We start from the raw sequence: 11,701 nt of genomic DNA, 5'->3' as shown, positions 1-11,701 counted from the left end.
AGTACCAGCGTACGGCCCACAGAATGATGTCACGCTGAAAATGCCGGCCTTTGAATGGGTTCATGTGCAGCTCCATCAGCAAAAGGGGATGATAAGTTTATCACCACCGACTATTTGCAACAGTGCCAACTGAGGTGTTCCTTGACGAATTCGATATGCACGCCGCGTTGTGTCAGCGTTTGCACGATCCGGCGCAAATCATCGAGATTGCGCGCCAGGCGATCCATGCTATGCACCACCACGGTGTCGCCGGTGCGGGCGAAGCTTATCAGCGCTTCCAGTTGCGGACGCTTGACATCCTTGCCGGATGCCTTGTCGCTAAAAGCGCGATCAACCTTGACGCCTTCCAGTTGCCGTTCCGGGTTCTGGTCGAAGGTGCTGACCCTGATATACCCAATGCGCTGTCCAGTCATGGAATTCCCTGCAAAATGTCAGGGAAGACTCTATGACCTTCAACGAGATATGTCAATAAATTCAAAATTCAATCCTATCCTGACGCAATTTACACATGGCATCTGACATCAGGTTAGGGTATGCCTCAACCTGACGGCGGCGAATCACAAGCGTCCGGTTTGACGCTGGTTTCGGTCGCAGTGCTGGCCCGCGCCTGGAAGCGCTGATAGCACTCCAGCCCGCAGAAATGCTCCACGTACTCGGCCCCTTCCGGCGTGAAGGCGGCATCGAGCGGGATTTCCTTGCAGCACACGCAGCAACTGGTGCTCGGTTCATTGGCGTTCATGGTGGTGTTCCTCCATTGGTTGACGAAGCCGACGAAGGCCGCCGCCGGCATCGGCCTGGCGAACAGGAAACCCTGCACCGTGTCGCAACCCGCCTGCCGCAACCACGCAAGGCAGTCGGGTGTTTCCACACCCTCGGCTACCACCTCCATTGTCGTTTTCAGAAGACGGCTGCACTGAACGTCAGAAGCCGACTGCACTATAGCAGCGGAGGGGTTGGATCCATCAGGCAACGACGGGCTGCTGCCGGCCATCAGCGGACGCAGGGAGGACTTTCCGCAACCGGCCGTTCGATGCGGCACCGATGGCCTTCGCGCAGGGGTAGTGAATCCGCCAGGATTGACTTGCGCTGCCCTACCTCTCACTAGTGAGGGGCGGCAGCGCATCAAGCGGTGAGCGCACTCCGGCACCGCCAACTTTCAGCACATGCGTGTAAATCATCGTCGTAGAGACGTCGGAATGGCCGAGCAGATCCTGCACGGTTCGAATGTCGTAACCGCTGCGGAGCAAGGCCGTCGCGAACGAGTGGCGGAGGGTGTGCGGTGTGGCGGGCTTCGTGATGCCTGCTTGTTCTACGGCACGTTTGAAGGCGCGCTGAAAGGTCTGGTCATACATGTGATGGCGACGCACGACACCGCTCCGTGGATCGGTCGAATGCGTGTGCTGCGCAAAAACCCAGAACCACGGCCAGGAATGCCCGGCGCGCGGATACTTCCGCTCAAGGGCGTCGGGAAGCGCAACGCCGCTGCGGCCCTCGGCCTGGTCCTTCAGCCACCATGCCCGTGCACGCGACAGCTGCTCGCGCAGGCTGGGTGCCAAGCTCTCGGGTAACATCAAGGCCCGATCCTTGGAGCCCTTGCCCTCCCGCACGATGATCGTGCCGTGATCGAAATCCAGATCCTTGACCCGCAGTTGCAAACCCTCACTGATCCGCATGCCCGTTCCATACAGAAGCTGGGCGAACAAACGATGCTCGCCTTCCAGAAAACCGAGGATGCGAACCACTTCATCCGGGGTCAGCACCACCGGCAAGCGCCGCGACGGCCGAGGTCTTCCGATCTCCTGAAGCCAGGGCAGATCCGTGCACAGCACCTTGCCGTAGAAGAACAGCAAGGCCGCCAATGCCTGACGATGCGTGGAGACCGAAACCTTGCGCTCGTTCGCCAGCCAGGACAGAAATGCCTCGACTTCGCTGCTGCCCAAGGTTGCCGGGTGACGCACACCGTGGAAACGGATGAAGGCACGAACCCAGTGGACATAAGCCTGTTCGGTTGGTAAGCTGTAATGCAAGTAGCGTATGCGCTCACGCAACTGGTCCAGAACCTTGACCGAACGCAGCGGTGGTAACGGCGCAGTGGCGGTTTTCATGGCTTGTTATGACTGTTTTTTTGTACAGTCTATGCCTCGGGCATCCAAGCAGCAAGCGCGTTACGCCGTGGGTCGATGTTTGATGTTATGGAGCAGCAACGATGTTACGCAGCAGGGCAGTCGCCCTAAAACAAAGTTAGCCATATGAACTCGGAATCAGTACGCATTTATCTCGTTGCTGCGATGGGAGCCAATCGGGTTATTGGCAATGGTCCTAATATCCCCTGGAAAATTCCGGGTGAGCAGAAGATTTTTCGCAGACTCACTGAGGGAAAAGTCGTTGTCATGGGGCGAAAGACCTTTGAGTCTATCGGCAAGCCTCTACCGAACCGTCACACATTGGTAATCTCACGCCAAGCTAACTACCGCGCCACTGGCTGCGTAGTTGTTTCAACGCTGTCGCACGCTATCGCTTTGGCATCCGAACTCGGCAATGAACTCTACGTCGCGGGCGGAGCTGAGATATACACTCTGGCACTACCTCACGCCCACGGCGTGTTTCTATCTGAGGTACATCAAACCTTCGAGGGTGACGCCTTCTTCCCAATGCTCAACGAAACAGAATTCGAGCTTGTCTCAACCGAAACCATTCAAGCTGTAATTCCGTACACCCACTCCGTTTATGCGCGTCGAAACGGCTAACCATTCCGTCAACGGGACGCCAAAATGCTGCGCATTTTGGTTCCCTCCGCTGCGCTCCGGCTCTCGTTACGTCCAACGTTAGCACCACTGAAACCCAGCTTTATTTAGCTCATGTTTATTCAAACGGCATTTAGCTTTTCAGGCGTTATTCAGTGCCTGTTTTGCCTTTTTTCCGGGCTTCGCCTGCATGGGCTGCGCAGGTTTTCAGTCTTTTTGGCCTCTAGCCCTTGCGTAGCAAGCGCAAGCAGCTATCGTTTTTGCAGTGCTGTGCCGCCTCGGTGGCGCAGCGTTTTTTCACGGTTAGCGCCCGTCGCCAAATTCAAGTTATCCGTTTTGGCTTCTGGTTCTAACATTTCGGTCAAGCCGACCCGCATTCTGCGGTCGGCTTACCTCGCCCGTTAGACATCATGAGGGAAGCGGTGACCATCGAAATTTCGAACCAACTATCAGAGGTGCTAAGCGTCATTGAGCGCCATCTGGAATCAACGTTGCTGGCCGTGCATTTGTACGGCTCCGCAGTGGATGGCGGCCTGAAGCCATACAGCGATATTGATTTGTTGGTTACTGTGGCCGTAAAGCTTGATGAAACGACGCGGCGAGCATTGCTCAATGATCTTATGGAGGCTTCGGCTTTCCCTGGCGAGAGCGAGACGCTCCGCGCTATAGAAGTCACCCTTGTCGTGCATGACGACATCATCCCGTGGCGTTATCCGGCTAAGCGCGAGCTGCAATTTGGAGAATGGCAGCGCAATGACATTCTTGCGGGTATCTTCGAGCCAGCCATGATCGACATTGATCTAGCTATCCTGCTTACAAAAGCAAGAGAACATAGCGTTGCCTTGGTAGGTCCGGCAGCGGAGGAATTCTTTGACCCGGTTCCTGAACAGGATCTATTCGAGGCGCTGAGGGAAACCTTGAAGCTATGGAACTCGCAGCCCGACTGGGCCGGCGATGAGCGAAATGTAGTGCTTACGTTGTCCCGCATTTGGTACAGCGCAATAACCGGCAAAATCGCGCCGAAGGATGTCGCTGCCGACTGGGCAATAAAACGCCTACCTGCCCAGTATCAGCCCGTCTTACTTGAAGCTAAGCAAGCTTATCTGGGACAAAAAGAAGATCACTTGGCCTCACGCGCAGATCACTTGGAAGAATTTATTCGCTTTGTGAAAGGCGAGATCATCAAGTCAGTTGGTAAATGATGTCTAACAATTCGTTCAAGCCGACCGCGCTACGCGCGGCGGCTTAACTCCGGCGTTAGATGCACTAAGCACATAATTGCTCACAGCCAAACTATCAGGTCAAGTCTGCTTTTATTATTTTTAAGCGTGCATAATAAGCCCTACACAAATTGGGAGATATATCATGAAAGGCTGGCTTTTTCTTGTTATCGCAATAGTTGGCGAAGTAATCGCAACATCCGCATTAAAATCTAGCGAGGGCTTTACTAAGCTTGCCCCTTCCGCCGTTGTCATAATCGGTTATGGCATCGCATTTTATTTTCTTTCTCTGGTTCTGAAATCCATCCCTGTCGGTGTTGCTTATGCAGTCTGGTCGGGACTCGGCGTCGTCATAATTACAGCCATTGCCTGGTTGCTTCATGGGCAAAAGCTTGATGCGTGGGGCTTTGTAGGTATGGGGCTCATAATTGCTGCCTTTTTGCTCGCCCGATCCCCATCGTGGAAGTCGCTGCGGAGGCCGACGCCATGGTGACGGTGTTCGGCATTCTGAATCTCACCGAGGACTCCTTCTTCGATGAGAGCCGGCGGCTAGACCCCGCCGGCGCTGTCACCGCGGCGATCGAAATGCTGCGAGTCGGATCAGACGTCGTGGATGTCGGACCGGCCGCCAGCCATCCGGACGCGAGGCCTGTATCGCCGGCCGATGAGATCAGACGTATTGCGCCGCTCTTAGACGCCCTGTCCGATCAGATGCACCGTGTTTCAATCGACAGCTTCCAACCGGAAACCCAGCGCTATGCGCTCAAGCGCGGCGTGGGCTACCTGAACGATATCCAAGGATTTCCTGACCCTGCGCTCTATCCCGATATTGCTGAGGCGGACTGCAGGCTGGTGGTTATGCACTCAGCGCAGCGGGATGGCATCGCCACCCGCACCGGTCACCTTCGACCCGAAGACGCGCTCGACGAGATTGTGCGGTTCTTCGAGGCGCGGGTTTCCGCCTTGCGACGGAGCGGGGTCGCTGCCGACCGGCTCATCCTCGATCCGGGGATGGGATTTTTCTTGAGCCCCGCACCGGAAACATCGCTGCACGTGCTGTCGAACCTTCAAAAGCTGAAGTCGGCGTTGGGGCTTCCGCTATTGGTCTCGGTGTCGCGGAAATCCTTCTTGGGCGCCACCGTTGGCCTTCCTGTAAAGGATCTGGGTCCAGCGAGCCTTGCGGCGGAACTTCACGCGATCGGCAATGGCGCTGACTACGTCCGCACCCACGCGCCTGGAGATCTGCGAAGCGCAATCACCTTCTCGGAAACCCTCGCGAAATTTCGCAGTCGCGACGCCAGAGACCGAGGGTTAGATCATGCCTAGCATTCACCTTCCGGCCGCCCGCTAGCGGACCCTGGTCAGGTTCCGCGAAGGTGGGCGCAGACATGCTGGGCTCGTCAGGATCAAACTGCACTATGAGGCGGCGGTTCATACCGCGCCAGGGGAGCGAATGGACAGCGAGGAGCCTCCGAACGTTCGGGTCGCCTGCTCGGGTGATATCGACGAGGTTGTGCGGCTGATGCACGACGCTGCGGCGTGGATGTCCGCCAAGGGAACGCCCGCCTGGGACGTCGCGCGGATCGACCGGACATTCGCGGAGACCTTCGTCCTGAGATCCGAGCTCCTAGGGATCGCCTCAGAAAACGGAAAATAAAGCACGCTAAGCCGTAAGTAAGCGTGCTCCTGTGAAAGCCACAGCTAAAACTGCGTAGTACACATAGAGGTATTTTTTTCTAGATTTATATCGAATTTCGTTATCGAATTTCGCTTATTATTGATCAACTCGTTGCAGATCATGAAGGCGAAAGTATGACGAATAACCCTACCGATGACAGCAGACCATGGTCGGTCTTTCTTATTTTTCTGCGGCTTGGATTGACATCTTTTGGCGGCCCCATTGCGCACTTGGGCTACTTCCGCGCCGAATTTGTCACACGGCGGCGCTGGCTCTCCGAACGGAGCTATGCTGACTTGGTCGCGCTTTGTCAGTTCTTGCCAGGGCCTGCAAGCAGCCAGGTCGGCATAGCGGTAGGACTGTCTCGGGCTGGATACAGCGGGGCGCTGGCTGCTTGGGCTGGCTTCACGCTGCCGTCTGCCATAGCCTTGATCCTTTTTGCGCTCGGCATCTCCAGCTATGGCGATTACGTCTCGCAGGGCGCGTTGCATGGCTTAAAAGTGGTGGCTGTGGCCGTGGTCGCTCAAGCAGTATGGGGCATGGCGCGTAACCTATGCACGGATGGGCTGCGAGTCACCATCATGGCAATTGCTACCTGCGTCGTTTTACTTGTGCCGTCCGCGTGGGGACAGGTTGGCGTGATTGCTATCGCAGGCATCGCAGGCCGGTTATTGTTCAAGCCAGCGAAAGTTGTTGAGCATGACCCCCTACCTATCACGGTCAGTCACCGGGCCGGCGTGCTTTGGCTCTCGCTGTTCTTTGTCTTGCTGATTGGCCTGCCGGTGTTGGCCGAACTGATGCCAAGTCAAACCATGGCAATGGTGGATTCCTTCTATCGTGTCGGATCACTGGTGTTCGGCGGTGGTCACGTTGTGCTGCCATTACTGCAAGCCGAAGTGGTGCCCTCCGGCTGGGTCAACAATGAATCCTTTCTCGCGGGGTACGGGGCAGCTCAAGCGGTGCCCGGCCCTTTGTTCACGTTCGCCGCGTTTCTTGGTGCCTCGATGAACACCGCCCCGTCGGGCTGGATCGGCGGCATTGTGTGTCTGCTGGCTATCTTCGCGCCCTCGTTCTTGCTGGTCGTCGGATCAATGCCATTTTGGGAGCGTTTGCGCCGCAATACAGGCATCCAAGCTGCGCTGGCCGGGATCAATGCCGCTGTAGTCGGCTTGCTGCTGGCCGCGCTGTATCAGCCTGTATGGACTAGCGCCATCTTTCAGCCGCAAGACTTCGGCTTGGCATTAGTTGCCCTTGTCGCACTTATGTTCTGGAAGCTCCCGCCGTGGCTGGTTGTCCTCGGTAGCGGTGCAGCTGGGTGGCTGTTGAGCGTCGCTCTGTGAGGCACAAAAAATGACTGACAAAGACCTCTACGGCGGTTTGATCCGCCTGCACATCCTTCACCATGCAGCCGAGGAACCTGTCTTTGGGCTGGGGATCATCGAAGAGCTACGCCGACACGGCTACGAGATGAGCGCTGGCACCGTGTACCCGATGCTGCACGGCCTGGAAAAAAAAGGCTATCTGACCTCACGCCACGAACGCACCGGGCGACGTGAACGGCGTGTTTATGACATCACTGAACAAGGCAGAACTGCACTTGCTGATGCGAAAACAAAGGTCAAGGAGCTGTTCGGAGAGTTGGTAGAAGGTGGTTGAGTTTTTGCTTCTATGTCAGGTTGAGCTATACCCTAACTGGATTGTCATTTTCAGAAGACGACTGCACCAGTTGATTGGGCGTAATGGCTGTTGTGCAGCCAGCTCCTGACAGTTCAATATCAGAAGTGATCTGCACCAATCTCGACTATGCTCAATACTCGTGTGGGCTCTGTTGCAAAAATCGTGAAGCTTGAGCATGCTTGGCGGAGATTGGACGGACGGAACGATGACGGATTTCAAGTGGCGCCATTTCCAGGGTGATGTGATCCTGTGGGCGGTGCGCTGGTATTGTCGCTATCCGATCAGCTATCGCGACCTTGAGGAAATGCTGGCGGAACGCGGCATTTCGGTCGACCATACGACGATCTATCGCTGGGTCCAGTGCTACGCCCCGGAGATGGAGAAGCGGCTGCGCTGGTTCTGGCGGCGTGGCTTTGATCCGAGCTGGCGCCTGGATGAAACCTACGTCAAGGTGCGGGGCAAGTGGACCTACCTGTACCGGGCAGTCGACAAGCGGGGCGACACGATCGATTTCTACCTGTCGCCGACCCGCAGCGCCAAGGCAGCGAAGCGGTTCCTGGGCAAGGCCCTGCGAGGCCTGAAGCACTGGGAAAAGCCTGCCACGCTCAATACCGACAAAGCGCCGAGCTATGGTGCAGCGATCACCGAATTGAAGCGCGAAGGAAAGCTGGACCGGGAGACGGCCCACCGGCAGGTGAAGTATCTCAATAACGTGATCGAGGCCGATCACGGAAAGCTCAAGATACTGATCAAGCCGGTGCGCGGTTTCAAATCGATCCCCACGGCCTATGCCACGATCAAGGGATTCGAAGTCATGCGAGCCCTGCGCAAAGGACAGGCTCGCCCCTGGTGCCTGCAGCCCGGCATCAGGGGCGAGGTGCGCCTTGTGGAGAGAGCTTTTGGCATTGGGCCCTCGGCGCTGACGGAGGCCATGGGCATGCTCAACCACCATTTCGCAGCAGCCGCCTGATCGGCGCAGAGCGACAGCCTACCTCTGACTGCCGCCAATCTTTGCAACAGAGCCCGCCGTGCTAGTCTGCTCGGTGATGGTGGAGTGAAGCCAACCCGCAATCGGGTTATGAATCTGCATCGCGATTCGCAATCAGCTGTCTCTTGAGCATGTCGAACTCCTGCGATGTTATCTCGCCGTGCTCGTGCTGCTACACCAACTTGTCCAACTCATCCGCCACACCGCTCCCCACCACCTGCGATGGCCAGGTTGTTTGCTGGGCGCATTGGCGGAGTATCGTCTCGACCCGGGACACCCACACCGGCACAACCTTACGGGAGTGATTCACTGTCAAAGAATCGGCCCGGTGCTCTGACGCAAGTATCGGGATGGTCACCATTTGTAAGCCGTAGACCTGAGTGGTGATCAAGACTTCGATACCACCGACCGTACCGGTACTAATCGACGACGGTCGTGTTCGTCGCCTGCCGCAGGGACTCTGCACACCTCCGTTTACGCATGTGCCTGGAGGAGTTGGAAATCGTCGTGTTCGGGAAACATTAAACACAGGATGGCAGCGATCTGAGCCAGCACATGATCAGCTAGCTCACCATCCGGATCGACGGCCCACTGCATCGTCGCGCCAGCGATGACCGAGTGCAGGAGCAACTCAGCTGCCGCAGGAGCACCTGGGGGCAGTCGCTTGCGGATCCCCTCCACCACCGCGCGGTTCCGCTGGATCGCAAGCGTGCGTAGCTCCGGCACCTGGAGCTCGTACCAGGAGATGAGATAGTTCACCGAGAAGTCGTTGCGAGTGTTCATGCTCCGAACGAGCACCTGCAAAAATTCCCAGAGCCCTTGCGGCCCTGCGCCTATCGGTATCGCATTCAGGTAATGCCGCACCTGCTCGACGCCGCGCTCCATCATCCTCACCAGCAGCGTATCGCGGTTGGTGAAGCGCTGGATTAACGCTGCGCGGGAGAGCCCCACCTCCTTTGCTACTCCGCTGAGCGTGAACTCTATGGGACCGCAACGCTTCAGCACTACGGTGGCGGCCTCGAGTACCTCGTCATCGGACTTGAGCTTGGGGCGGGGCATCAGTGTTCACCTTCTGTATGGGTTGGGGCGGAGGCTGTGGCTGCCGCCGCCATTGTAGCAAATTGAAGACGGAGCGAGAGTAGAGCCACGAGCCCCGCAAACACGGCCGATACAACGAGGCCAGGGAGCGGACCAGCAAGGTCGACAAACGCGCCGGCCGCAAGCATAACCATGGGCGAGGCTGACAGCATCACCGCCGAGACCGTGCCGAGTACCCGGCCGAGAAGTTCTGGCGGCGTGCGGTTGTAGATGGCAGCGTTGAGAATGGGAGAGACTGAGCCGGTCAGCAGTCCCACGAGCGCGCCCAACAACATCAGCACCGGCACGCCTGGCAACTGTGAAAGCAGAAGCGAGCCCACCGCAGAGCCACAAAATGCCACCGCCAGCCAGTTCTGCGCTGATATCCGGGCGCCGACCGACGCATGAATGGCAATGCCAAGGAGACCACCAGCCCCCATCATTGAGGAGAACAGCCCGAGCTCTGCTACTTGGCGTCCTGCATCTACAAACAGCGCAGGCATGATGACGCTGCCGTTGGCGCCAACGATGCCCACGAAGATCATCACTATACCAAAGAGAGGGCGCAGCAGGGGTTCGCTCCAGAGAAAAGCGACGCCGGCGCGCATGGAGAGAGTCGCCGTCGTGGTCATCGTCCGAGCGGCACGCGCGGGAAGCACCCACGCGCCGAGCAGACCTGCAAGGACGGAGCAGAACGCCGTCAGCCCGAGCGTTGGCGCAGCGCCAAGCAGGCCGATTGCGGCCCCCCCAAGGGCCGGGCCACCTAGAATCGCGACGTTCCCGATCACCGCTTTCAGTGACGAGACGCGCTCAACGGAGAGCCCGGCGACGTGGCCGAGTTTGGGCAGCTCACTGTCCTGCGCGGCCATACCGGGTGCGTCGAACGCGGCACCGAGCACCACGCAAGCGATCAGCCCAGTGTTCGAGAGGGCGCCAACGGCATCGAGCAGTGGGATGCTCGCCATGGCCACGCCGCCCACCACACCCGAGATCAATGCGACGGGCGCGCGCCCGAACCGATCGACGAGGCCACCACCAACCCACGCGCCGATGATGGTCGCGATGACGCTGCTAGCGGCCGTGGCGCCCGCCCAGGCCGCGCTCTTTGTATGAGACAGGACGAACCATGGAAGCGCGAGGGCCGCCACCGCGTTGCCGATCCGGAAGAGAAAGGTCGCCGCGAACAGCGTCGCGAGCGGGCTATATCGACGTTCGCTCATTCCGCTGCGGCGAGCTGCGCCTTCGCCGCAGCGAGGTACTCTTCGTTACCCGAGTCGAGGGCGAAGAGTGCGTAGGTGACCGCCCCGAACGCAAGGCGCTCCGCGATGTGGTGGGCGAGCCGCGGCCACACCCGGCCACCGGCCGCTTCATACGTGAGGAGGAGCTTCGCGAGCCCCTCTTCACCAAAGACCATAAGGTGCGCGGCCATGTCGATGGCAGGGTCATCAACGCGGGCCTCGCTCCAGTCGATCATCCCGCTGACGCGCTCCGTGTTGTCGATGAGCACATGGCCCACGTAGAGATCGCCATGCACCACCACGGAGAAATCTGGCCACGACGAATCGTCGTCGAGCCAGCGCTGCCACCGGTGGAGGCGCTTGTCGTTCACCACGAACTCGCGTCGGACGCGGTCAACGTCGTCGGCCACCTTCTGACGGGCCTGCGTCGGTGTACGGATGAGCATCCCCGCATCCACGGCGGCGGAAATGGGGACGGCATGCAGGGCGGCGAGCGCGGTCGCGAAGCTCTCCGCGAAGACCTCCGAGTCCTGCGGCACGACCCAGTCGGGCGTGGACGAACCAGGCTGGATGACCATCGCAGTCGAGTCTTCGAGCATGGGATAGGCAACGAGCTCGGCGTTGGCCACGCGCCAGTCCGGCACCGCGAACGGCAGGCGATTCTTGAGCATTGCCAGCACCCGCGCCTCTGGTTCGACCTTCGCGCTTACCTCGGCTCGGCGCGGGATGCGCAGCACCCACCGACGTCCATCGTCGACGGTGGCGATCACGATCCTATAGTCGAGCCCAAGCTCATTGACAGTCAGCGGGCCATGGAGCTTGAGCCCATGTCGGGCTGCAAGTGCGTACAGTTGGGAGGTATCGGCGGTCGTGACTACGGTCATGATTCACTCCTGAGGGCTTGACGGGTTTAGCCACCTAAATGTAACAGTCACGTCGGTTATATTCAATCCGGCACTGTTGCAAAGTTAGCGATGAGGCAGCCTTTTGTCTTATTCAAAGGCCTTACATTTCAAAAACTCTGCTTACCAGGCGCATTTCGCCCAGGGGATCACCATAATAAAATGCTGAGGCCTGGC

Annotated in this window: 13 protein-coding genes and 5 pseudogenes; 10 read left to right on the top strand and 8 right to left on the bottom strand. The window is 58.3% G+C overall.

Annotation, left to right across the window (positions count from 1 at the left end):
- The 4 genes and pseudogenes from MKR05_RS26385 to intI1 form a co-directional block, all read right to left on the bottom strand.
- Positions 1-64, bottom strand: a pseudogene (locus MKR05_RS26385) (hypothetical protein); the annotation flags it as partial.
- 67 nt (positions 65-131) lie between these two features.
- Positions 132-413 (bottom strand): annotated as a pseudogene (locus tag MKR05_RS26380) (recombinase family protein); the annotation flags it as partial.
- Between the two features lie 125 nt (positions 414-538).
- A pseudogene (locus MKR05_RS27105) lies at positions 539-889 on the bottom strand (DUF3330 domain-containing protein); the annotation flags it as partial.
- 202 nt (positions 890-1,091) lie between these two features.
- Complete coding sequence (intI1, locus tag MKR05_RS26365; RefSeq protein ID WP_000845039.1) at positions 1,092-2,105, bottom strand: class 1 integron integrase IntI1; 1,014 nt, start codon at positions 2,103-2,105, stop codon at positions 1,092-1,094.
- A gap of 144 nt (positions 2,106-2,249) precedes the next feature.
- Between intI1 and dfrA12 the strand changes: the two genes are divergently transcribed.
- The 10 genes and pseudogenes from dfrA12 (at position 2,250) to MKR05_RS26315 (ending at position 8,289) form a co-directional block, all read left to right on the top strand.
- Complete coding sequence (gene dfrA12 / locus MKR05_RS26360) at positions 2,250-2,747, top strand: trimethoprim-resistant dihydrofolate reductase DfrA12 (protein ID WP_001083725.1); 498 nt, start codon at positions 2,250-2,252, stop codon at positions 2,745-2,747.
- A 111-nt stretch (positions 2,748-2,858) separates the two neighbouring features.
- Positions 2,859-3,149 carry a DUF1010 domain-containing protein gene (locus MKR05_RS26355; RefSeq protein WP_001336345.1) on the top strand — a complete coding sequence of 97 codons (291 nt, stop codon included), beginning with the start codon at positions 2,859-2,861 and terminating at the stop codon, positions 3,147-3,149.
- A 5-nt stretch (positions 3,150-3,154) separates the two neighbouring features.
- A pseudogene (locus MKR05_RS26350) lies at positions 3,155-3,993 on the top strand (AadA family aminoglycoside 3''-O-nucleotidyltransferase).
- Between the two features lie 116 nt (positions 3,994-4,109).
- Entirely contained in the window at positions 4,110-4,457 is a 348-nt protein-coding gene (locus MKR05_RS26345) for a quaternary ammonium compound efflux SMR transporter QacE delta 1 (protein WP_000679427.1), read from the top strand.
- A complete protein-coding gene (gene sul1, locus MKR05_RS26340; protein WP_000259031.1) occupies positions 4,451-5,290 on the top strand; it encodes a sulfonamide-resistant dihydropteroate synthase Sul1 in 840 nt (279 codons plus the stop codon). Before MKR05_RS26345 ends, sul1 begins: the two co-directional genes overlap by 7 nt.
- A 127-nt stretch (positions 5,291-5,417) precedes the next feature.
- Positions 5,418-5,621, top strand: coding sequence for a hypothetical protein (locus tag MKR05_RS26335; protein ID WP_000376616.1), 204 nt, complete (start codon positions 5,418-5,420; stop codon positions 5,619-5,621).
- 155 nt (positions 5,622-5,776) lie between these two features.
- A complete protein-coding gene (gene chrA / locus MKR05_RS26330; protein WP_000184001.1) occupies positions 5,777-6,982 on the top strand; it encodes a chromate efflux transporter in 1,206 nt (401 codons plus the stop codon).
- Positions 6,983-6,992: 10 nt separating this feature from the next.
- Positions 6,993-7,298: a PadR family transcriptional regulator gene (locus tag MKR05_RS26325; RefSeq protein WP_000130000.1), complete on the top strand. Its 306-nt coding sequence runs from the start codon at positions 6,993-6,995 to the stop codon at positions 7,296-7,298.
- Between the two features lie 43 nt (positions 7,299-7,341).
- Positions 7,342-7,407 (top strand): annotated as a pseudogene (locus tag MKR05_RS26320) (EAL domain-containing protein); the annotation flags it as partial.
- Between the two features lie 117 nt (positions 7,408-7,524).
- Positions 7,525-8,289 (top strand): IS6-like element IS6100 family transposase, encoded by a 765-nt coding sequence (locus MKR05_RS26315; RefSeq protein ID WP_001389365.1) that lies wholly within the window; start codon positions 7,525-7,527, stop codon positions 8,287-8,289.
- A gap of 492 nt (positions 8,290-8,781) precedes the next feature.
- On the opposite strand, the gene mphR(A) is transcribed toward MKR05_RS26315, so the two are convergent.
- From mphR(A) to MKR05_RS26295, 4 genes are all read right to left on the bottom strand, one after another.
- Positions 8,782-9,366: a macrolide-binding transcriptional repressor MphR(A) gene (gene mphR(A), locus MKR05_RS26310; protein WP_001137892.1), complete on the bottom strand. Its 585-nt coding sequence runs from the start codon at positions 9,364-9,366 to the stop codon at positions 8,782-8,784.
- Positions 9,366-10,604 carry a macrolide resistance MFS transporter Mrx(A) gene (gene mrx(A), locus MKR05_RS26305; protein ID WP_000004159.1) on the bottom strand — a complete coding sequence of 413 codons (1,239 nt, stop codon included), beginning with the start codon at positions 10,602-10,604 and terminating at the stop codon, positions 9,366-9,368. The genes mphR(A) and mrx(A) overlap by 1 nt, the downstream gene beginning before the upstream one ends.
- The gene (locus tag MKR05_RS26300; protein WP_000219391.1) at positions 10,601-11,506 is read right to left on the bottom strand and encodes an Mph(A) family macrolide 2'-phosphotransferase; all 906 of its coding nucleotides are present in this window, start codon (positions 11,504-11,506) and stop codon (positions 10,601-10,603) included. The genes mrx(A) and MKR05_RS26300 overlap by 4 nt, the downstream gene beginning before the upstream one ends.
- 121 nt (positions 11,507-11,627) lie before the next feature.
- Positions 11,628-11,701 (bottom strand): hypothetical protein (locus MKR05_RS26295; protein WP_032414367.1); only part of this gene is annotated, 74 nt, incomplete at its 5' end.

It is taken from the genome of Klebsiella sp. K5-204 (assembly GCF_030128585.1).
Lineage (GTDB): Bacteria > Pseudomonadota > Gammaproteobacteria > Enterobacterales > Enterobacteriaceae > Klebsiella > Klebsiella quasipneumoniae.
The sequence above is the reverse complement of the archived record's forward strand: the minus strand, read 5'-3'. Positions and strand labels throughout refer to the sequence as shown.

Excerpts from the sequence above, each read along its gene's own strand:
- intI1 (WP_000845039.1), bottom strand. The coding sequence starts at position 2,105 with ATGAAAACCGCCACTGCGCCGTTACCACCGCTGCGTTCGGTCAAGGTT.
- dfrA12 (WP_001083725.1), top strand. The coding sequence starts at position 2,250 with ATGAACTCGGAATCAGTACGCATTTATCTCGTTGCTGCGATGGGAGCC.
- MKR05_RS26355 (WP_001336345.1), top strand. The coding sequence starts at position 2,859 with ATGTTTATTCAAACGGCATTTAGCTTTTCAGGCGTTATTCAGTGCCTG.
- MKR05_RS26345 (WP_000679427.1), top strand. The coding sequence starts at position 4,110 with ATGAAAGGCTGGCTTTTTCTTGTTATCGCAATAGTTGGCGAAGTAATC.
- sul1 (WP_000259031.1), top strand. The coding sequence starts at position 4,451 with ATGGTGACGGTGTTCGGCATTCTGAATCTCACCGAGGACTCCTTCTTC.
- MKR05_RS26335 (WP_000376616.1), top strand. The coding sequence starts at position 5,418 with ATGGACAGCGAGGAGCCTCCGAACGTTCGGGTCGCCTGCTCGGGTGAT.
- chrA (WP_000184001.1), top strand. The coding sequence starts at position 5,777 with ATGACGAATAACCCTACCGATGACAGCAGACCATGGTCGGTCTTTCTT.
- MKR05_RS26325 (WP_000130000.1), top strand. The coding sequence starts at position 6,993 with ATGACTGACAAAGACCTCTACGGCGGTTTGATCCGCCTGCACATCCTT.
- MKR05_RS26315 (WP_001389365.1), top strand. The coding sequence starts at position 7,525 with ATGACGGATTTCAAGTGGCGCCATTTCCAGGGTGATGTGATCCTGTGG.
- MKR05_RS26300 (WP_000219391.1), bottom strand. The coding sequence starts at position 11,506 with ATGACCGTAGTCACGACCGCCGATACCTCCCAACTGTACGCACTTGCA.